The sequence below is a fragment of the Sphingomonas yunnanensis genome, from assembly GCF_019898765.1.
Taxonomy (GTDB): Bacteria; Pseudomonadota; Alphaproteobacteria; order Sphingomonadales; family Sphingomonadaceae; genus Sphingomonas; species Sphingomonas yunnanensis.
In genome coordinates this window covers 154,999-174,629 of sequence record NZ_JAIOKB010000004.1, presented here as the reverse complement: position 1 = coordinate 174,629, position 19,631 = coordinate 154,999, and the positions used below count along the sequence as shown (strand labels likewise).

Sequence of the window (19,631 nt, the reverse complement as noted above, 5' to 3'; positions counted from 1 at the left end):
GAAACTTCGAGGATAGTTCTTACCAACGGTCGCAATCGCGAGGATGACGCGTGGAATCAGGACAGCTCGCCCTCAGCCGCAGGTGACCTCGACGACATGCCCCGTCGAATCGAGGATCACGTTCAATCGATCCTCGCGCAGGTCCATGGTCCGCGGCTGGCCGACGCGGAGGACTCGCACCTCGCGATAGCGATCGCCGCGCAGCGGCGCGCGCATGTCCTCGGACCATCTCTTACCGACCAGAGCTGCGCCACGACAGCTCGGCACCGCCCCGGTGCCGGCGAGGCGCCGCTGCGAAGCGCCGGGCGGTGCCAGTCGCGAGCGACTTTGTGCCGGTGGATCGGGCGCATCGGTCATCGGCGTCGCTCCGAGCATGAGAAGGGTGAACACGGCAGTCCTCCGCGTGGGTCGAGCAGTCACCATACGCGATCACGCGTCTAGAGCGAACCGCCCGCGAACGACGCTACCGATCAGCGCCGGCGAGTCGTCCGCCGAACCGGTCAGCCCGCACGACGACGTGCGATCATCTCCTGGTATAGTCGCTCCACTGCGCCACTGCCGGTCGAGCGGAAGAGCCCCGGGACGAGCGCGTGGACCAGGCAGGCGAGACCCGCCCCCAGCAACGTGACCCCGAAATGTGACGCGACGCGCGCATGCGCGAGATAGCTCTCTCCGACCGCGCGCGGGTGATCGACGAACATCCGACTCAGCATTAGGCCCTCCTCACTCTCCGAGCAGGATAGCGTCGATCGGCGGCGATGAGCATCTCTTCACGCTACGATAACGAGGTAAGTGCAGTCGATTTGTGCTACGTGACAGCCTATATGGAGAATGTGGTACTCGATGCCATCGACCGCCGCCTGCTGGCTCTGCTGCAAGAGGATGCCGCTCTATCGGTGGCCGACCTTGCCACGCGGATCGGTCTCTCGCCGACGCCCTGCTGGAAGCGGGTCAAACGGCTGGAGCGAACCGGGCTGATCCGGGGACGCGTGGCGCTGCTCGACCGTGCCGCGCTCGGGCTCGACGTCACCGTCTTCGTCGCGGTGCGCACCACGCAGCACAGCGACGAGTGGCTGCAGACCTTCGCCGAGGGAGTGGCGCGGATCCCCGAGGTGGTGGAATTCTATCGCATGAGCGGCGAGGTCGACTATCTGCTCAAGGTCGTCGCGCGCGACATCGCCGACTATGACCGGATCTACCGCAAGCTGATCAAGGTGGCGTCGCTGCACGACGTCAGCTCCTCCTTCGCAATGCAGGAGATCAAGTCCACCACCGCCTTGCCGCTCTGATCGCGGCCGAGGCCTACTGACCCGCCGCCATCTCCGCACCGCGTCGCGCCACCGCACGCAGTGTCTCCTCCAGCAACGCCGCCAACCTGCGTTCGCGATCGAGCACGTCGAGCCCGGCGCGAGTCATGCCGCCGGGGCTCGCCACCGCGTCGGCCAGCGCGGCCGGGCTGCGCACGCTCGCCGACGCCATCGCCGCGGCGCCATCGACGGTCGCGAGGGCCACCGCCGCGGCCGCCTCGCGTGACAGACCGAGCGCGACTCCCGCCGCGGTCAGCGCGTCGACGAAGCGGAACAGGAAGGCCGGCCCAGTGCCCGAGAGCGCGCCAGCGGCGGCGAACAGCGCCGGATCGTCGAACCACTCGACCAGGCCGAGTGGCACGAGCAACCGGTCGGCCACTGTCCGTGCCGTCGCCGGCGCGTCGGGCGCGTGCACCGCCACCACGCCGCGCCCGAGCTCGACCGGCAGGTTGGGCATCGTCTGGATCGGCACTGGGCCGGGGAAGGCCGCTGCCAGTCGCGCCGGATCGGCGCCCGCGAGCATGGAGATGAGCAGCGGCGCCGCGACGACGCGGCCGCGATGCACCGCCGCGACCTCGTCGAGTTGCTGCGGCTTGATGCCGAGGATCACCGCGTCGGGCGGCGGCGCGTCGGGCAGGTCGCGCGCCTGGCGCACGCCGACGGGCAGCACGCGATGCTGGCGATTGACCACGTCGACGTCCTCGGCCGCCACCACACCGCTAGCCAGCCAGCGTCGCAGCATCGCCGAGGCCATGTTGCCGCAGCCGATCATCCACAGCCGCATCGCGCGTCAGGCCTCGCCCGCGGTCTCGACCATCGCCGCGGCGATCGCCTCGCTCGGCGACTTGCCGCCCCACAGCACGAACTGGAAGACGGGATAGAAACGCTCGCACTCGTCGATCGCGGATTCGACGAGCAGCTCGGCGGTGCTCAGCGCCATCGTGGCGTCGCCGTCCTCCGCCTCGATCGCGGTGGCGTTGCGGTAGAGTAGAATACCGCTGCTCGACCAGATCTCGAAATGCCCCATCCACAGCTGCTCGTTGACGAGCGCGAGCACCTCGTAGACCGGCCCGCGCCGGCCCTCGGCCACCTTAACGTCGGGGAAGGCGAGCAGCTGGAGGACCCCGTCCTCCTCGCGCCACAGCGCACGCAGCTCATATTCGGTCCAGCTGCCCTTGATCGACGCGGTGATCTCGTCCTCGCCGCGCTCGCACGGCCAGCCATGCGCGAGGAAATAGGCCTCGAGCATGTCGAGCGGCGCCTCGCCCGCCGTGTCGTCGTCCGCCTCGTCGAGCATCAGTAACTTATCGCTTGGCACGCGGCCCCCTTCCCTGGCGCGGCGCGATCAGACGCCGGATTTGGCAGCCAGCGCCGCCTCCAGCGTCTCGATCCGCGCGCGCAGCGCGTCGTTCTCGTCGCGCGCCGCGGCCGCCATCGCCTTCACCACCTCGAACTCGTCGCGCGCGACGAAGTCGAGGCCACCGATCCACTCGCGCGCGCGCGCCCGCGCATTCGCCTCGGCTTCGCGCCCGACGCCGGCGAGCGTGCCCGCCGCGCCGTTGAAGAGCTTGGCGAGATCGCCGAACAGATGGTTCTCGGACTGCATAAGTTCAAATTCCTGTAGAGGCGCTTAACCGACCATCTGGGACGCCGCGGCCGGCGACACAAGCCGTTCCGCGTCGGGGTTGAGCTGATCGATACGCCAGTTGAGCGTTCCGGCGAAGCCCAGCCACATCATATAAGGGACGAGCAGCCACGCGGCGCGACGACGCACCTGCGCGAAGACAAAGGTGGTGAGGATCGTCAGCCCGAGGATTGCGACGATCAGCAGGAACGCCGCCGAAACCTGATGCGCCCCGAAGAAGAGCGGGGTCCACAGCAGGTTGCCGGCGAGCTGCGCGGCGAACAGCACGAGCGCGAGCCAGCGCAACCGCGCGCCTCGTGCGCTCAGGACCAGCGCGAGCGCGACCCCCATCATCACGTACAGCAGCGACCAGGCGACCGGAAACAGCCATCCGGGCGGCGTCAACTCGGGCTTGGCCAGCGCACGATACCAGCCGTTGGCGTCGCCCGAGGGTACCGTCCGTCCCGAGAGGAAGCCGAGCAGCAGCACGCCGGGCACGGCCACTGCCGCCCAGCGCAGGAACGACATTCTCAACTGTTCCCTAGAAGCGACACCCCCCACGCTCGTCTCCTGATCGGTCCGTCCCGGTACTGCTGCCGCAACGCCCGACTCAGGTAAATGGTACTTTACCCATTTTCACGCACGCGTCGCGGCGACGAGGAACTCGACGTTGCCTTCCGGCCCGGTGATCGGGCTCTCGACCACGCCCTGTACCTGCCAGCCGCTCTGCTCGAGCCATGCCACGACTTCAGCGCAGACCCGCGCGTGGACGACCGGGTCGCGCACTACCCCGCCCTTGCCTACCTCGGCGCGCCCGGCCTCGAACTGCGGCTTGATCAGCGCCAGCACGCGCCCGCCGGGGGGGACGAAGCCGAGCGGCACCTCCAGCACCTTGGCCAGGCCGATGAAACTCGCGTCGCATACCACCAGGTCGATCGGTTCGGGAACGTGCGCGGCGGTGAGCAGGCGCGCGCTGGTCTGCTCGTGGACGACGACGCGCGGATCCTGGCGCAGCTTCCAGGCGAGTTGGTTGGTGCCGCTGTCGACAGCATAGACCCGCACCGCGCCGCAGCTGAGCAGCACGTCGGTGAAGCCGCCGGTCGAACTGCCGACGTCGATCGCCACCGCGCCCGTCACGTCCCAGCCGAATCGATCGAGCCCGTGGGCCAGCTTGATCCCGCCCCGCGACACCCAGGGGTGGTCGCGCCCGCGCACCTCCAGCGCGACGTCGTCGGCGAGCGCCTGCCCCGGCTTGTCGACCTTGCGCTCGCCGGCGAACACCAGCCCGGCCATCACGAGCGCCTGCGCGCGCGTGCGCGACTCGGCGAGGCCGCGATCGACGAGCATCTGGTCCACGCGCTGCTTGGGCATGGCGCCCTATCGCGCCGCCACGGCCTGGCCGCAACCGCTCGTCGCTCGGCGGCCTCCGTTCGCGTCAAATGCTGCGGTGCAGGATTGCCGATCGATTTAGTAGGCAATACTCAAGGGTCAGAGGCCGCGGCCGTGCCGACCCCTAGACCGATCGCCGCGGTCTCACCAACTGGAGGTGTGTCATGGGACATTCCGCGTTCGATCTGTCGGTGCAGCCGACCGTTCTGACCGTCCCGGGGCTGGGCGGTTCGGGACCGTCGCACTGGCAAACCTTGTGGGAGAGGAGCCGGCCGGATACCGCCCGGATCGAGCTGGGGATGTGGGATCGACCGCATCGCAACACCTGGGTCACCAAGATCGACCAGGCGGTGGCGAGTGCGCGCGCGCCGGTGATCCTGGTCGCGCACAGCCTCGGCTGCGTCGCGGTGGCGTGGTGGGCATCGCTCAGCCCGCAGCCCTATGGCTGGCCCGTTGCCGGCGCGCTGCTGGTGGCACCCGCCGATGTCGATCGCGCCGACGTCGCGCCCGAGCTCGCGCCCTTCGCACCGACGCCCAAGCAGCCGCTGCCCTTCCCCTCGATCGTGGTCGCCTCGAGCGACGATCCCTGGGTGACGCTCGACCGCGCGCACAGCCTCGCGGTCGACTGGGGCAGCCACTTCATCGACTACGGCGCGTGCGGCCATATCAACGCCGCGAGCGGGCTGGGTCGCTGGCCCGAGGGGCTGGAGCTGCTCGACCGCGTGATCACCGCCGCCGGTGGTCCGCACGGTGAGGTGCGCACCCCCGGAGACGCGCGCGCGATCCTGGCGCGACCGCGTGAACAGGCGTTGGGGCTGCGGCTTTGATGGGCGGGGCGTGACCGCGGTCCGGCGTTCAGCTGTGCCGCGACCTGCTCCTTTTCATCCGATCATCGGCGATTGATCGGTTTCATATCGGCATTGCCGCCGCGACTGGACGGCACCGAACGGCGAGTCTCCGACGAAGCGACGATCCCCGTCGCGCCAACGGAGACTCGCCATGCGCTCGCTCATGCTCCTCGGCCTCGTCGCCGCCACAACGCCCGCCGCCGCGCAGAGCTATCGCGTCGGCAACGGCAGCTACCACATCGTCGCGGGCGAACTCGATCAGCGGACCAGTGCCGGCCGCGCCGCGATGCTGGCGCGGGTGGAGCGCGCCGCCACGCGTCTGTGCGCGCATCAGCCGCTCGCCGCCGACCGCCGCGCCTGCGCGGCCGCGACCGTCGCCAGCGCGGCGCGGCGCTCGTCCCCGTTGCGGATCGCGCTGGGCGAGCGCGACGCCACCGCGCTGACAACCCGCTGAAGGGCTCGGGGCGGTCGGACGACGCGTCGGGGGTGACGGCGTCGCCATCGCTTCCCTTAGCGCAAACCTGCCGAAGCCGATCAGCCGAGTACCAAGGCAGGATCGTCCGGCCGGGTGCCGGTCTCGCGCCAGTAGCGCGTCAGCCCCATGGTCCGAGCCAGCGATCCGAAGCGCGGATCGCGGCGCAACGCCGCGCACGGCGGCGCGAATAGGAACCAGCTCACCCTCTGGTCGGGCGCGGTGTAGGTGCCCTGCCGCCGCGAGAAGCGCAGCGTGCCCACCGCGAAGCCGCGTTGCAGGAAATAGCCCTGCGCGATCGCGAAGGCCTGGTCGAGCCGCCCCGCCGCGCTGAGGAACTGGATCGCGTTCTCGGCATGGCCGCTGCCGCGGTGCGCCGCCTCGACATAGGCCGCGGCCGCCGCGGCGACCTCGCGTGGCGCGCGCGTCGTCAGCGCGCGCGCGCCCCCTGCGGCCAGCGTGAAGCTCGCGTCGTCGACGCTGCTCGGCCGATGGTCCGAATCCTCGATCATGCGGAGCGCCTCGGCGCCACGTCCGGTGTAGGCGAGCAGGAAGGCGCGCGTGAACCACACGGCATAATGGAGCGGGTAGAGCGCATATGCCTCCTCCATCGCGCCGTCGGCCTCCTCCAGCCGGTCAACGCTCCACAGCGAGACGACGCGCTGGTACATCGCGATCGGCGACGGACCGCCGACCGTGAGCGCGCGCGTGAACGGCTCGATCGATTCGCGCATCCGCCCCACCATCTGGAGCATGCGACCCAGCGCGTCGGCGATCATGTCATCGTCGGGATGCGCGCGCGCGGCGCGGGCGGTGACCTGCTCCTGCGCGCGCCAGTTGCCGAGCAGCGGCGCGCGCCGCATCCGGGCGAGCGCGGCGTAGGTGTTGCCCGGTTCGATCACCTCGGCGCGGCGCTCGGCGGCGAGCGCGCGCTCGGCGAAGGCGGCGCGGTCGGCCGCGGCAGCGATCCGCGCGGCGACCGCGCAGCAGAGCGCGAGCTGGCCCCAGGCGTCGGCGTCGTCGGGCGCGAGCAGGACCGCGCGGCGCAACAGCCCGATGGCCTGCCACAGACCCTGGCGGTCGGCCTGACGCTGCGAGTCGCGTGCCTGGGCAATCAGCGCGGCGACCTCGGGCGAGCGCGACTCACCGCGACCGCGATGCCACCACCAGGCGCTTCCCGCGGCCGTCGCGCTCGCGACGCCGAGGCCGGCGATCAGCGCGCGACGTGGCAGGGCGGCGATCCCGGCTTGCGGGGACACGTCGGGCGGGATGAACGCCTCGTCGGCTACGCGAGCGGCCGTCGACCTTGCCGTCCCGTCGAGAACGATCAGGCGATAGCCGACCCGCGCGATCGTCTCGATGCGGAAGCGGCCCGCACCCAGGCCCTCTCCGAGGCGGCGCAGTCGCCCCACGACGCGGTTGATGGCGTCATCGCCGACGATGCGGCCATCCCAGCATCGCGACACCAGCTCGTCGCGCGACACCACCGCCCCGCCGGCCTGGGCCAGCGCGACGAGGACCTGCATGACGCGCGGCTCGAGCAGCTCCACGCGCGTGCCCAGCGACACGGTGCGGAGCGAGGGGCGGACGGTGAGCCCGGCCAGCTCGAGATCAGCAGCGCGGGCGAGGTCGATCATGGCGCGGGGCGTGCGGCGGCGGAGCAGAGAGCGCGCCACGGGATGACGGGCGTCATCCCGACCTTGCCTCGGTATTCACTGCCCCGCGGACTTTGACGCCGGCGTGCGAGACGATGTCGCGCGACACGGGCCGAGTACCGTCGCGGCGACGGGCGCTCGCGTCTCCCGCCGATCGCCTCGCCGTCCACCATCCTACCCCCCTACCGGTCTCACTCGCGCGGCGCTCGCTCTCCCGCGGTCGCGGTCGCCGCCGCCAGCAGCGCGATGCCCAGTGCCGCCGCCGTCGCGCGCCACAGCGCGACATTGTCGGGCGCGGCATAGTCGGCCGTGCCGAGGAAGGCGCCCGCGACCAGCCCCAACCACAGCAGCAGATACGGCAGCCAGTCCCAACGCGCGCCGTCCCCCATCAACGCGCCCGCGAGATGCTGGCCGAGCTTGACCAGCGCGCCGGTCATATAGGTCACCCCCACGCTGACCTCGCCGTCGCGCTGAAAAACGGTGTTGAGTCCGCCCATCGCCAGCGCCAGCAGTACCGTGCCGAGCCCACCGAGTGGGCCGAACTCGGGAAGCGCCGCCGCCACCGCGAGCGGCACCGCGGCGAGCACGATCACTCCTGGGCGACGCCAGCGCCCCAGCGCCGCGCCCGCGGTCGCGCCGACCACCACGCCCGCGACGAAGGCGAGGATCAGCGACGCGGCGGTGAACGCCAGCGGCGAGCCGCCCGCCAGCGCCACCGCCAGCCGCGTCGAATTGCCGCTCATGAAGGAGACGAACAGGCCGTTGAGCCGCAGGAAGCCGATCGCGTCGACATAGCCCGCCAGCGCCGCCAGCGCGATCGCGAGCCACCATTCGCGTCGTGGATGCCGGGTCACGCGTCGATCGCCTCCTCGTCGAGGCGTGCCGCATTCTCCTGGATGAAGGCGAAGCGATGCGCGGGATTGGTCCCCATCAGCCGTTCGACCAGGTCCTTCACGCCCGCACGCTCCTCATATTCCTGCGGCAGCGTGATGCGGATCATGCTGCGCTTCGCCGGATCCATCGTCGTCTCGCGCAACTGGCTCGGGTTCATCTCGCCCAGGCCCTTGAAGCGCGCGACCTCCACCTTCTTGCCGCGGAACACGGTACGCTCGAGCTCGGCGCGATGGGTGTCGTCGCGCGCGTAGAGCGACTTGGCGCCGACCGTCAGCCGGTAGAGCGGGGGCTGCGCGAGGTGCAGGTGCCCCTGCCGCACCAGCTCGGGCATCTCCTGGAAGAAGAAGGTCATGAGCAGCGTCGCGATGTGCGCACCGTCGACGTCGGCGTCGGTCATGATCACGATCTTCTCGTAGCGCAGCTGCTCGGGGCGGCAGTCCTTGCGGGTGCCGCAGCCGAGCGCCTGGACCAGGTCGGCGATCTCCTGGTTGGCGAAGATCTTGGCCGAGGTGGCCGAGGCGACGTTGAGGATCTTCCCGCGGATCGGCAGGATCGCCTGGGTCTTGCGGTCGCGCGCCTGCTTGGCCGAGCCGCCCGCCGAGTCGCCCTCGACGATGAACAATTCGGTGCCCTCCGAACTGTCAGCCGAACAGTCGGTGAGCTTGCCCGGCAGCCGGATCTTGCGCGCCGAGGTGGCGGTCTTGCGCTTGACGTCGCGCTCGGCCTTGCGCCGCAGCCGCTCGTCCATCCGCTCGAGCACATAGCCGAGCAGCGCCTTGCCGCGCTCCATATTGTGCCCGAGCCAATGGTCGAAATGGTCGCGCATCGCCTTCTCGACCAGGCCTGCCGCCTCTGGCGAGGTGAGCCGGTCCTTGGTCTGCGACTGGAACTGCGGCTCGCGGATGAAGACGCTGAGCATCAGTTCGCTGCCCACCATCACGTCGTCCGCCGTGAGGTCCTTGGCGCGCTTGTTGCCGACGAGGTCCCCGAACTGACGCAGTCCGCGCACCAGCGCCTGACGCAGCCCCTGCTCGTGCGTGCCGCCATCGGGCGTGGGGATGGTGTTGCAATACCAGCTGTAGCTGCCCTCGCTCCACAGCGGCCACGCGACCGCCCACTCGACCTTGCCCTGCCGGTCGGGAAAGTCCTGCTGGCCGGCGAAGAAGTCGGCAGTGGCGCAATCGCGGCCGGCGATCTGCTCGCGCAGATGGTCCGACAGGCCGCCGGGGAACTGGAAGATCGCTTCGGCAGGCGTGTCATCCGTGATCAGCTCGGACGCACAATGCCACCGGATCTCGACGCCTGCGAACAGGTAAGCCTTCGAGCGTGCCAGACGGTACAGCCGCGCCGGCTTGAACAGCAGCTCGGGGCCGAAGATCTCGGTGTCGGGGGTGAAGGCCACCGAGGTGCCGCGGCGGTTGGGCGCCGCACCGACCGTCTCCAGCGGCCCGAGCGTCTGCCCCTTGCTGAAGCGCTGACGGTAGAGCTGGCGGTCGCGCGCGACCTCGACCACCGTGTCGCTCGACAGCGCGTTGACCACCGACACGCCGACGCCGTGCAGGCCGCCCGAGGTCGCATAGGCCTTGCCCGCGAACTTGCCGCCCGAGTGGAGCATCGAGAGGATCACCTCGAGTGCCGACTTGTCCGGGAACTTGGGATGCGGGTCGACCGGCATGCCGCGGCCGTTGTCGACGATGGTCAGGCGGTTGCCCGCCTCCAGCGTGATCTCGATCCGCGTGGCGTGTCCCGCCACCGCCTCGTCCATGGCGTTGTCGAGCACCTCGGCGGCGAGATGATGCATCGCGCGCTCGTCGGTGCCGCCGACGTACATGCCCGGCCGACGCCGCACCGGTTCCAGTCCCTCGAGCACCTCGATCGACGAGGCGTCGTAGGCAGGGGTGCCGGCGGTGGGGGAAGCGAACAGATCGGCCATGGCATCCCTATAACCAGCCGAGGCCGCCGACCCAAGCGCCGCCCCGATCGGCGTGCGGCTAGGATGACACCGGTCGCGAGAGCCGCGATCCCGCGGACGCGCCCTTCACCAACGCCGCCCGTGTCGCGGCCGTCCGAGCCGCGGACTTCCCCCGCTCGCACCATTGCAAGGCAGCACGGTCCTGCGTCCTCGAGGGTGAACCTCAGCGCATGCGGGGTCCGCCGAACGGTAGCGGCGGCGCGCGCCGATCGCGCCGCGGCAGCTGCGCCTGATAGGCATGACCGCAATGGTCCACGCAATAAGGGAAGCCCGGGTTCACCTTGTCGCCGCAGAAATGGAAGTCGGGCTCGCCGGGGTGGCCGAGCGGCCACTTGCAGATCTTGTCGTTGAGATCGAGCAGGGACGTCTTGTTGGCGAACTCGGGCGCGGTACGCGCGGGCACGAGTCGACGCGGCGGGGCCGGCGCGATCGGCGGCTGCTGCTCGCCGGGCGCCTGACGCACGAAGCCGCCCGGACCGACCGAGCGCAACAGCGGCTCGCGCTTGGCGGGCGGCGCGCTGGGCGTCTCGTCCGCCTCGTCCTCGGCGTCGCCGGCCGCGGCCCCCACGTCCGGCGCCGACCCGGTCTCGAACGGTGGCGGCGACGGGCGGGGGGCGGGGGCGGGCGCGCGCGCGGCAGCCGGCTTGGGAGCAGGCGCCGGCGCGGGCGCGGCGGCGACCGGCGCGGCGACCGGCGCCGGCTCGGCGGCGCGCGCCTCCTCCTTGGTCGTCACCGGCGACGGGCGCGACTGCAGCCCGAGGCGATGCGCCTTGCCGATCACCGCGTTGCGGCTGACGCCGCCGAGCGCCTCGGCGATCTGGCTGGCGGTCTGGCCCGCCTCCCACATCGTCTTCAGCGTATCGATCCGCTCGTCGGTCCAGGACATCCTTGTCTTCCTCTAGCGTTCCGGTTGCGGGCGCGCGCCGCAGCGGTTACCCGCACAGGCGATGAGCAGCCAGCTTCCTACCGGACAAATTCCGTCAGCCATCAGGCACGCCCCCGGCGAACCGGTGATCCGGAACGTCAATTGGGGCGGCCTGCGAACCCTCTATGTGAAGGAGGTGCGCCGTTTCTTCAAGGTGCAGCTCCAGACGGTTTGGGCACCGGCGGTGACGACGCTGATGTTCCTCGTCATCTTCACCGTCGCCAATGGGGCGCGAAGCCCGGTGAACGTCGGCGGCGCGCCGGTCGCCTTCGCCGATTTCATCGCGCCCGGGCTGATCCTGATGGGCATGCTCAACAATGCCTTTGCCAACGCGAGCTTCTCGCTGCTGGTGGGCAAGATCCAGGGCAATATCGTCGACTATCTCCAGCCGCCGCTGTCGACGGGCGAGCTGCTCGCGGCGCTGGTCGGTGCCGCGGTGACGCGCGCCTTCTGCGTCGGCTGCGCGGTGTGGCTGGCGATGGCGCTGTGGCCGGGCGTGCACGTGACCCCGCATCATCCGCTCGCGGTGCTATGGTTCGGACTGCTCGGCGCGATGTTCCTGTCGTTCGCGGGCGTGCTCACCTCGATATGGGCGGACAAGTTCGACCATGCCGCGGCGGTGACCAATTTCCTGATCGCGCCGCTGACATTGCTGTCGGGCACCTTCTACTCGGTCGACCACCTCGCGCCCGCGTTCCGCGCGTTCAGCCACGTCAACCCGTTCTTCTACGTGATCTCGGGCTTTCGCTACGGCTTTCTCGGCAGCGCCGACTCGCCCGTGGCGGTGGGAAGCGTCGTGATCCTCGCGATCGACGTCGCGCTGGGCGTGTTGTGCTACGTCCTGCTCAAGCGCGGGTGGAAGCTGAAGAGCTGATGCGCGGCGATGGTAGTGCGGCGCGTAGCCGTGTTCCTGCGAACGCAGGAACCCAGAGCCACGCACGTCGTCGCAGCCGGCCCTAGGCTCCTGCCTCCGCAGGAGCACAGCGGGACCGCTACCCCGCCACGAAGTCCGCGATCGCCTCACCCAATTCGGGCTTCGTCACCGCGCTCATATGGTTGCCTGGCATCTCGGCGTAGCGCGCGTTCGGCAACGCGTCGGCGAGTGCCGCGGCCGAGCCGTTGTCGTGATCGTCGACGCCGCTGAGCACCAGCGTCGGCAAGTCGAGCGTCGCCAGCACCTCCGCCGGCGTGCTCGCGAACGTGTCGATCACGCCGAGCAGCGCCACCGGGTCGCCCCCGATGGTCTTGAGAAAGGCCTCGGCGAGCCACTCGGGGCTGCCGCGCTCGTGCTGGCCGAGTCTGGTGAGGATGTGCCGGAAATGGTCGGCGCGGCGCTCGGCGCCAACGATGCCCTCGAGCCCCATGCCGGCGAGCACCGCGCGCCGCGGCGTCGCGCCGCGCGCGAGCATCCGCACCACCGTGCGCGCGCCGAGCGAGTAGCCGCCGAGGTCATAGTCCGTGAGCCCGAGGTGGCGCACCAGCGCCGCGCCATCCAGCGCGAGCGCGTCGGGCGGGTAAGCGGCGGCGTCGTGCGGCTTGCCGCTCCCGCCGTGCGCGCGCAGGTCGGGCATGATGACCCGTACGCCGCGCGCGGCGATCGCGGCGGCGTGGCCGTAGCGCAGCCAGTTGGTGCGCGCGTCCGAGAAATAGCCGTGGATCAGCACCAGCGGCCGCCCCTCGCCGAGTTCGCGCCAGGCGATCGGCGTGCCGTCGAAACTGTTGAAGAAGCGTGTCTCAGTCGGGGAGCTTGCCACTCGTTTCCATCCATTTGGCGACGAGATGCGGGATCTCGTCGGTGCGTTTCTCGGGCAGCCCGGCGGTGTCGCACCAGGCGGCGTGGCGGCTCTCGACGCCGAAATGACCGACCGGGCGGAGGCGGCGAGCGTCGTCGAAGCTGCCGACGGTGAGGTCGAGCTGGTCGGCGCCGTTGCCCTCATAGGTGAGAGGGGTACCGCAGTCGCGGCAGAAGCCGCGTTGCGCGATCGCTGAGGAAGCGCGGCGGTCAGGCTCGCGCGTGGTCCAGCGCAGCGCGGCGCGCGACACCTGCTTGAGCGCGGCGAAGACGCCGCCGGTGGCGCGCTGGCACATCCGGCAGTGGCACAGGTAGGCGTCGTCGTCGTCGACCAGCACGGCGTAGCGCACGCCGCCGCACTGGCATCCTCCGGTCATCTCGTGCACCATACCGCCGCTCCCTCCGCCGATGAGCTCGCCTAGCTGTGGCGGCGTCTCGGGTAAACGCACGTCTCATGGTGCAGCGCAACACTCGACGCAGTGGCCGGCGGCTGGCACAGCGCGGTGGTGAGTCGCCCCCCCTCTCTCCCGCACAGTGCCATCGAGGACGCCTATGCGCTCGCGCTCGGCTGCATCCTCGTCGTGCTCGGGCTCGCGCTGCTCCACGCTGCCGGGCTCGTGACGGGCGGGATCGCAGGGGTGGCGCTGCTGCTCTCCTATGCGGTGCCGCTGCCGAGCGGGGTGCTGTTCACCCTGCTCAACCTGCCGTTCTTCTGGCTGGCGTGGCGCGCGATGGGGCGGCGTTTCACCCTGCGCACGGCCCTGGTGGGGATCGGCGTCGCCGGGCTCGGCACGGTGACCCGCTACGGCCTCAGCATCGCGTACATCGATCCCGCCTTCGCCGCGCTGGCGGGCGGGTCGGTGATCGGCTTCGGCGCGCTGGCGCTGGCGCGGCACCATGCCGGAATCGGTGGGACCGGCGTGGTCACGCTCTGGCTCCAGCAGCGCCGCGGCTGGAACGCGGGCCGCACGCAGATCGCGATCGACGCGGTGATCCTGCTGGTGTCACTGGTGGCGCTGCCGGTCGAGCGCGTAGCGTGGTCGGCGTTGTCCGCGGCGGCGATCAGCGGCATCCTGATCGCCTGGCACCGGCCGGGGCGGTATACCGGCTATTGAGTCACCGCGTGCTCCTGCGGACGCAGGAGCCCAGGGCGGCAAGCGCGAGGTGCGTGGCCCTGGGTTCCTGCGTGCGCAGGAACACGGAGGACGCAGGGCTCTTCGCTCCGCCGTTCGTGCTGAGGGGGCACTCAGCGACGTCGAAGTGCAGCCTAGAAGCAAGGCCACGTCGGCGGCAGCCGTGCTTCGAGACAAGGCTTCGACGAACTCGGCCTCTCCCCAGCATGAACGGCGGGTAATTAAGCGAGCGATGCGGCGAACTCTGCCGCTCCCTCACTCGTCCTCGGCGAACACCGCGTCGAAGGCGGCGTCATCCGTCTCGTCCGCCTTCTTGAGGTGGCGGCGGCCGAGCAGCTCGGCGATCTGCACCGCGTTGAGCGCCGCGCCCTTGCGGAGATTGTCGCTGACGCACCACAGCGCCAGCCCGTTCTCCACCGTCGGATCCTCGCGCACGCGGCTCACATAAGTGGCGTCGTCGCCTGCGCTCTCGATCGGGGTGACGTAGCCGCCGTCCTCGCGCTTATCGACCAGCATCACGCCGGGCGCCTCGCGCAGGATGCGCTGCGCGTCCTCGGCCGACAGCTCGTTCTCGAACTCCACGTTGAGCGCCTCGGAATGGCCGACGAACACCGGCACGCGCACGCAGGTGGCGACCACCTTGATCTTGGGATCGAGGATCTTCTTGGTCTCGACCACCATCTTCCACTCTTCCTTGGTCGAGCCGTCGTCGAGGAAGCTGTCGATGTGCGGGATGACGTTGAAGGCGATCTGCTTGGTGAACTTCTTCGGCTCGGCGGGGTCGCCGACGAAGATGTTGCGGCTCTGCTCGAACAGCTCGTCCATGCCGATCTTGCCCGCGCCCGAGACCGACTGATAGGTCGCCACCACCACGCGCTTGATCGTCGCGGCGTCGTGCAGCGGCTTGAGCGCCACCACCATCTGCGCGGTCGAACAATTAGGGTTGGCGATGATGTTCTTGCGCTTGTAGCCGTCGATCGCGGCGGCGTTCACCTCGGGCACGATCAGCGGTACGTCCGGGTCCATGCGGTAGAGCGACGAATTGTCGATCACCGTGCAGCCCGCCGCGGCGAATTTGGGGGCATAGACCTTGGTCGCCTCGCTGCCGATCGCGAACAGCGCCATGTCCCAGCCGGCGGGATCGAAATGCTCGATGTTCTGCACCTTGAGCATCTTGCCGGTGTCGCCATATTCGATCTGCTCGCCCTGGCTGCGGCTCGACGCCAGCACCGCGATCTCGTCGAGAGGAAACTCGCGCTCGGCGAGGATGTTGACCATCTCGCGCCCGACGTTGCCCGTGGCCCCCGCCACCACCACCCGATAACCCATGTCTGTCCTTCCCGGCGCGCTCGGTGCGCGCGTTCTCATTCCGCGACGGCCCTATTGCGCCCGCCGCGCGGGCGACAGCAAGCTTTACTTGGGCCCGCTGCCGACATGCGCGTCGAGGAAGCGCTCGATCGTGGTCCAGACGTGGATGTCGCGCACCGCCGAGTGGGTCTTGCCGGGGTAGAACATCAGGTCGAACGGCATGTCCGCGCCCTGCAGCGCCGCTGCCACCTTGGTGGAATTGTCGAGAAAGACGTTATCGTCGGCCATGCCGTGCATCAGTAGCAGCGGCGTGGTGATGCGCTTCGGGTCGCGCACCGCGCGCGACGCGTCATAGGCCGCGGTGTCGGTGCGCGGATCGCCCATGTAGCGCTCGGTGTAATGCGAGTCGTAGAGGTGCCAGTCGGTCACCGGTGCGCCCGAGATCGCGGCGGCGTAGAGGCCGGGATCGGCCTCGATCATCTTCAGCGACATATAGCCGCCGTACGACCAGCCGTAGGTCGCGATCCGCTCCGGGTCGACGTAGCTCAGCGACTTGAGATAGGTCGCGCCGGCGCGCTGGTCAGCGACCTCCACCGTGCCCATTGCATGCCAGATCGCGCTCTCGAACTTCACACCGCGGTTGGCCGAGCCGCGGTTATCAAGCTCGAAATAGATCCAGCCGCGGTCGACGATGTGCTGGATCAGCGGGTTCTTCCAGTCGCGCGCGACGTTCTGCGGGCCCGGCCCACCGTAATGCTGGAAGAAGACGGGATAGCGCTTGCCCGCCTTCAGCTTCGGCGTGACCATCTGCCAGTGCAGCTCGGTGCCGTCCTCCGCCTTGATCGTCCCGAACGTCACCGGGCGGTGCGCGGCGAGATAGGGCGCATAGGGGTGACCGCCCTCGATCCGGTTCTCATTGACCCAGGCGAGCCGCTTGCCGGCGGCGTCGGCGAGATAGACCTGCGGCGGCTGGTTCGGGTTGGAGCGGGTGACCAGGAAGCGCTGCGCCGCGGCATCGGCGGTGACGCTGTTCTGCCAGCCGCGCTCGGTCAGCCGCTCGGGCGTGCCGCCGGCGAGCGGGACGACGTAGAGCTGCTGCTCGAGCACGTCGTCCTTGTTGGCCATGAAATAGACTTTGCCCGCGGCCTCGTCGACCGCGACCAGCCCGGTGACCACCCACGGTCCCTTGGTCAGCTGGGTCCACTGGCCGCCGCGCAGCAGCCACAGGTGGCCGTAGCCGTCGCGCTCGGAACGCCACAGCAGCCCGCCGTCGCCGAGCGCGCGATAGCTGTCGGTGAGGTTGATCCAGCTGCGCGGCGCGGCGGTCTCGCTGAACAGCGGGGTGGCCCTGCCGGTGGCGGGGTCGACGCGAAGCACGTCCAAGCGGGTCTGGGCGCGGTTCTCGCGCTGGACGAGCAGCGCCGAGCCGTCGGGCAGCCAGTCGACCCGCGCCAGATAGATATCGGGGTCAGTGCCGAGATCGACCCTCACCTGCCCCTTGCCATCGGCGCGCATCACGTGGAGCTCGGCCGCGACGTTGGGCGTGCCCGCGGCGGGATAGCGCTGCTGGTAGATCTCGGTGCCGGCAGCGCCGATCGCGGCGCGGGTGAAGACCTGCACCGGCGCCTCGTCGAACCGCTCGACCGCGACATAGCGATCGTCGGGGCTCCACCAATAGCCGGTGCGGCGGTCCATCTCCTCCTGCGCGACGAACTCGGCCTCGCCGAAATGGACCGTGCCCCCGCCGCCCTGCGTGAGCGCGCGCGCGGCGCCGCCGGCGAGCGGCTGGAGCCACAGGTTCTGGTCGCGCACGTAGCTGACGAAGCCGCCGCGCGGCGAGACCTCGCCGTTGAGCACACCGCCCCTCACCTCAGTGAGCCGCCGCGTCGCGCCGTCCAGCCCGGCGAGGTACAGGTCGCCGTCCGCGGGAACGAGCAACTGACGCCCGTCGGGCGACCAGTCGTAGCGGATGATCCCGGTCAGCGCACCGATGCGCGCGCGCTCACGCTGCATCTTCTCCGCCTCGGAGAGTGCCGCGCCGCTGCCGACGCGCGTGCTATCGACCAGCATCCGCTCCTGCCCGGTAGCGGTGTCGCGCGCCCAGAGGTCGAGGCGAAAGCGGTCGTCGGCGCGCGGGCGGAGGAACGTGAGCAGCCGGCCGTCGGGCGATAGCTTCAGCGAGCGCGGCTGCTGACCGCCGAGATCGGGCGCGGCGAAGATGCGCTCGAGGGTGAGGCGCTGCGGGGCGGTTCTTGTCGTGCGCGCCTGCGCTTGTGCGGACTCAGCCACGAGCGCTCCTGTTGCAACCGTCGCGAGCGCCAACACCGCCAACCATGAACGCATCCATTCCTCCGGGATCACGACCCGGGACCGGGCGCGCCGCTCTTATCGCGGCGGGAGACGGCGAGGTAAAGCGGCACCCTTGCTGTCGTGGTGCGGGGCTCCTCAGGTGAAACGCTGATGCCGGCGCGGCGCGAGCGCTCCTTCACCATAAGCTCACCATCCCGGCGAACGCCGGGGTCCAGTTGGGAAGGCCTGCGTGGCCATCACCAACGTCCCCACCTGGACCCCGGCGTCCGCCGGGGTGACACTTGGAGATACAAGGCACGTAGCCCATCTCGCTACCGTCAGCCCGAGCTCGTCTCATGATTCATCCGTCCGCGAGCACCACCGGCACTTGAGCGAGCGGCACAGTGGATCCTGAGACAAGCTCAGGATGACGCCAGCTGCGGCAACCCGGCGGTGCGATGCCCGCCGCCCCCCAACGAGGAAAGGGCGCGGTGGTCTCCCACCGCGCCCCCGGGCGCTCCGGTCAGAACCGGGGGTCGCTTACTCGGCGGCCTGCGGCTGCGGACGGTTGTCGCGGCGCTCGGCGATACGCGCCGACTTACCGGTGCGGCCACGCAGATAGTAGAGCTTGGCGCGACGCACCGCGCCCTTGCGCACCACCTCGATCGAATCGACGTTGGGCGAGTAGAGCGGGAACACGCGCTCGACGCCCTCGCCGAAGCTGATCTTGCGCACGGTGAACGACGAGCCCATGCCCCGGTTCGCGCGCGCGATGCACACGCCCTCGAAATTCTGGACGCGCGTGCGCTCGCCCTCGACCACCTTCACGCCGACCTTCAGCGTATCACCGGGGCGGAACTCGGGGAGCTGCTTGGTCTCATGGAACTTGGCGATCTGCTCGGCCTCGAGCGTCTGGATCAGGTTCATCGCGTCAATCCTTACTTCCGTGCCGCGCGCCAGAGGGCGAGCCGACCCGAGCGCCCTCGTGACGCTCCCACAGGTCCGGCCGCCGTAGCCGTGTGTCGATCTCGGCCTGTGACTGACGCCACGCCGCGATCCTCGCATGATCCCCCGATCGCAGCACCTCGGGGATCGTGCGCCCTTCCCATTCGACAGGTCGGGTATAATGCGGATATTCGAGGAGGCCGCTCTCGAAGCTCTCCTCGTCACCGCTCGAAGCCGCGCCCATTACCCCCGGAAGCAGCCGAACGCAAGCGTCGAGCAGCACCAGCGCGGCCATCTCGCCGCCCGAGAGGATATAGTCGCCGATCGAGAGCTGCTCGATCGCGCGCGCCGCGAACAGTCGCTCGTCGAAGCCCTCGAAGCGCCCGCACAGCAGTACCGCCCCCGGCCCTACGGCGAGGTCGCGCACGCGGCGCTGCGTCAGCGCCGCGCCGCGCGGGGTGAGCGCGATCAGCGGGCGACCGTCGGCATGCGCGTCGACCGCGCGGCCGACGATGTCGGCGCGCAGCACCATCCCCGCCCCGCCGCCCGCGGGGGTGTCGTCGACGGTGCGGTGGCGGTCCTCGGTGAAGTCGCGGATGTTGACCGGATCGCAGGTCCACCGCTCCTCGCGAAGCGCGCGCCCGGCGAGCGCGGCGCCGAGCGGGCCAGGGAACATCTCGGGGTAGAGCGTCAGGATCGTGGCACGGAAGGTCATCGGGTCCAATTCTCGACGGCGAGGCCGGGGATGCCGGCGAAGTCGCGCTCGTTGTTGGTGACGAGGATGGCATTGAGCGCCAGCGCGTGCGCCGCGATCAGGCGGTCGAAGCTGCCGCGGCGGAACGGCAGCCTGGCATAGGACCATGCTGCGCCCGCATCGAAGGGGAGGACGTCGAAGAGACGGGTGAGCTGCTCCAGGATTTCCGACGAAGGGCGCTTGCCGCTAGCGCTAGCCAGCGCGACCTCGGCTAAGGCAATGGAGGAGATGACGATGTCGCCGCGGCGACAACGCTCGACGCGCGCGCGCAACGCGGCGGGTTCGCCGGCGAGCAGCGCGATGACGATGTCGGCGTCGAGCATG

Annotated in this window: 23 protein-coding genes; 5 read left to right on the top strand and 18 right to left on the bottom strand. The window is 70.0% G+C overall.

Annotated features, from left to right (window positions below):
* Positions 1-72: 72 nt before the first annotated feature.
* Together K7957_RS12995 and K7957_RS12990 are read right to left on the bottom strand one after the other, a co-directional pair.
* Positions 73-357 (bottom strand): I78 family peptidase inhibitor, encoded by a 285-nt coding sequence (locus K7957_RS12995; RefSeq protein ID WP_223012415.1) that lies wholly within the window; start codon positions 355-357, stop codon positions 73-75.
* 143 nt (positions 358-500) lie between these two features.
* On the bottom strand, positions 501-713 hold the full coding sequence (locus K7957_RS12990) for a DUF6356 family protein (RefSeq protein WP_223012414.1): 213 nt from the start codon (positions 711-713) through the stop codon (positions 501-503).
* Between the two features lie 99 nt (positions 714-812).
* Here K7957_RS12990 and K7957_RS12985 point away from each other — a divergent pair, with 99 nt between their 5' ends.
* Complete coding sequence (locus tag K7957_RS12985) at positions 813-1,289, top strand: Lrp/AsnC family transcriptional regulator (RefSeq protein WP_343228405.1); 477 nt, start codon at positions 813-815, stop codon at positions 1,287-1,289.
* 13 nt (positions 1,290-1,302) lie between these two features.
* Here K7957_RS12985 and K7957_RS12980 read toward each other — a convergent pair whose 3' ends face one another.
* The 5 genes from K7957_RS12980 to K7957_RS12960 form a co-directional block, all read right to left on the bottom strand.
* A complete protein-coding gene (locus K7957_RS12980; RefSeq protein WP_223012413.1) occupies positions 1,303-2,091 on the bottom strand; it encodes a pyrroline-5-carboxylate reductase family protein in 789 nt (262 codons plus the stop codon).
* A 6-nt stretch (positions 2,092-2,097) separates the two neighbouring features.
* Positions 2,098-2,604: a type III secretion system chaperone family protein gene (locus tag K7957_RS12975; RefSeq protein WP_223012588.1), complete on the bottom strand. Its 507-nt coding sequence runs from the start codon at positions 2,602-2,604 to the stop codon at positions 2,098-2,100.
* Between the two features lie 48 nt (positions 2,605-2,652).
* Positions 2,653-2,913, bottom strand: a complete 261-nt coding sequence (locus K7957_RS12970) for an accessory factor UbiK family protein (RefSeq protein ID WP_219754845.1) — start codon at positions 2,911-2,913, stop codon at positions 2,653-2,655.
* 24 nt (positions 2,914-2,937) lie between these two features.
* Positions 2,938-3,459 (bottom strand): TspO/MBR family protein, encoded by a 522-nt coding sequence (locus K7957_RS12965; RefSeq protein ID WP_223012412.1) that lies wholly within the window; start codon positions 3,457-3,459, stop codon positions 2,938-2,940.
* Between the two features lie 108 nt (positions 3,460-3,567).
* Positions 3,568-4,302 carry a TlyA family RNA methyltransferase gene (locus K7957_RS12960; RefSeq protein ID WP_223012411.1) on the bottom strand — a complete coding sequence of 245 codons (735 nt, stop codon included), beginning with the start codon at positions 4,300-4,302 and terminating at the stop codon, positions 3,568-3,570.
* A gap of 182 nt (positions 4,303-4,484) precedes the next feature.
* On the opposite strand from K7957_RS12960, the gene K7957_RS12955 reads away from it, so the two are divergent.
* Together K7957_RS12955 and K7957_RS12950 are read left to right on the top strand one after the other, a co-directional pair.
* The gene (locus tag K7957_RS12955) at positions 4,485-5,147 is read left to right on the top strand and encodes an RBBP9/YdeN family alpha/beta hydrolase (RefSeq protein ID WP_223012410.1); all 663 of its coding nucleotides are present in this window, start codon (positions 4,485-4,487) and stop codon (positions 5,145-5,147) included.
* Between the two features lie 172 nt (positions 5,148-5,319).
* Positions 5,320-5,622 (top strand): UrcA family protein, encoded by a 303-nt coding sequence (locus K7957_RS12950; protein WP_223012409.1) that lies wholly within the window; start codon positions 5,320-5,322, stop codon positions 5,620-5,622.
* An 80-nt stretch (positions 5,623-5,702) separates the two neighbouring features.
* Here K7957_RS12950 and K7957_RS12945 read toward each other — a convergent pair whose 3' ends face one another.
* The 4 genes from K7957_RS12945 to K7957_RS12930 form a co-directional block, all read right to left on the bottom strand.
* The gene (locus K7957_RS12945) at positions 5,703-7,277 is read right to left on the bottom strand and encodes a winged helix-turn-helix domain-containing protein (protein WP_223012408.1); all 1,575 of its coding nucleotides are present in this window, start codon (positions 7,275-7,277) and stop codon (positions 5,703-5,705) included.
* A 209-nt stretch (positions 7,278-7,486) separates the two neighbouring features.
* Complete coding sequence (locus K7957_RS12940) at positions 7,487-8,149, bottom strand: YoaK family protein (RefSeq protein ID WP_223012407.1); 663 nt, start codon at positions 8,147-8,149, stop codon at positions 7,487-7,489.
* Positions 8,146-10,122 (bottom strand): DNA topoisomerase IV subunit B, encoded by a 1,977-nt coding sequence (gene parE / locus K7957_RS12935; RefSeq protein WP_223012406.1) that lies wholly within the window; start codon positions 10,120-10,122, stop codon positions 8,146-8,148. The genes K7957_RS12940 and parE overlap by 4 nt, the downstream gene beginning before the upstream one ends.
* Positions 10,123-10,324: 202 nt before the next feature.
* Positions 10,325-11,047 carry a GcrA family cell cycle regulator gene (locus tag K7957_RS12930; protein WP_223012405.1) on the bottom strand — a complete coding sequence of 241 codons (723 nt, stop codon included), beginning with the start codon at positions 11,045-11,047 and terminating at the stop codon, positions 10,325-10,327.
* 61 nt (positions 11,048-11,108) lie between these two features.
* Here K7957_RS12930 and K7957_RS12925 point away from each other — a divergent pair, with 61 nt between their 5' ends.
* Entirely contained in the window at positions 11,109-11,960 is an 852-nt protein-coding gene (locus K7957_RS12925; RefSeq protein WP_223012404.1) for an ABC transporter permease, read from the top strand.
* 118 nt (positions 11,961-12,078) lie between these two features.
* On the opposite strand, the gene K7957_RS12920 is transcribed toward K7957_RS12925, so the two are convergent.
* Together K7957_RS12920 and K7957_RS12915 are read right to left on the bottom strand one after the other, a co-directional pair.
* Complete coding sequence (locus K7957_RS12920; protein WP_223012403.1) at positions 12,079-12,840, bottom strand: alpha/beta fold hydrolase; 762 nt, start codon at positions 12,838-12,840, stop codon at positions 12,079-12,081.
* Positions 12,821-13,255 carry a GFA family protein gene (locus K7957_RS12915; protein WP_343228404.1) on the bottom strand — a complete coding sequence of 145 codons (435 nt, stop codon included), beginning with the start codon at positions 13,253-13,255 and terminating at the stop codon, positions 12,821-12,823. Before K7957_RS12915 ends, K7957_RS12920 begins: the two co-directional genes overlap by 20 nt.
* A gap of 129 nt (positions 13,256-13,384) precedes the next feature.
* On the opposite strand from K7957_RS12915, the gene K7957_RS12910 reads away from it, so the two are divergent.
* Positions 13,385-13,993: a YitT family protein gene (locus K7957_RS12910; protein WP_343228403.1), complete on the top strand. Its 609-nt coding sequence runs from the start codon at positions 13,385-13,387 to the stop codon at positions 13,991-13,993.
* A 273-nt stretch (positions 13,994-14,266) separates the two neighbouring features.
* Here the strand turns inward: K7957_RS12910 and K7957_RS12905 are convergent, their stop codons facing one another.
* The 5 genes from K7957_RS12905 to K7957_RS12885 form a co-directional block, all read right to left on the bottom strand.
* Positions 14,267-15,340: an aspartate-semialdehyde dehydrogenase gene (locus tag K7957_RS12905; protein WP_223012400.1), complete on the bottom strand. Its 1,074-nt coding sequence runs from the start codon at positions 15,338-15,340 to the stop codon at positions 14,267-14,269.
* A gap of 84 nt (positions 15,341-15,424) precedes the next feature.
* Positions 15,425-17,662 carry a S9 family peptidase gene (locus tag K7957_RS12900; protein ID WP_223012399.1) on the bottom strand — a complete coding sequence of 746 codons (2,238 nt, stop codon included), beginning with the start codon at positions 17,660-17,662 and terminating at the stop codon, positions 15,425-15,427.
* 486 nt (positions 17,663-18,148) lie between these two features.
* Complete coding sequence (rplS, locus tag K7957_RS12895) at positions 18,149-18,535, bottom strand: 50S ribosomal protein L19 (protein WP_223012398.1); 387 nt, start codon at positions 18,533-18,535, stop codon at positions 18,149-18,151.
* Between the two features lie 4 nt (positions 18,536-18,539).
* A complete protein-coding gene (gene trmD / locus K7957_RS12890; RefSeq protein WP_223012397.1) occupies positions 18,540-19,268 on the bottom strand; it encodes a tRNA (guanosine(37)-N1)-methyltransferase TrmD in 729 nt (242 codons plus the stop codon).
* Positions 19,265-19,630, bottom strand: coding sequence for a type II toxin-antitoxin system VapC family toxin (locus tag K7957_RS12885; RefSeq protein WP_343228402.1), 366 nt, complete (start codon positions 19,628-19,630; stop codon positions 19,265-19,267). The genes trmD and K7957_RS12885 overlap by 4 nt, the downstream gene beginning before the upstream one ends.
* Position 19,631: the final 1 nt, after the last annotated feature.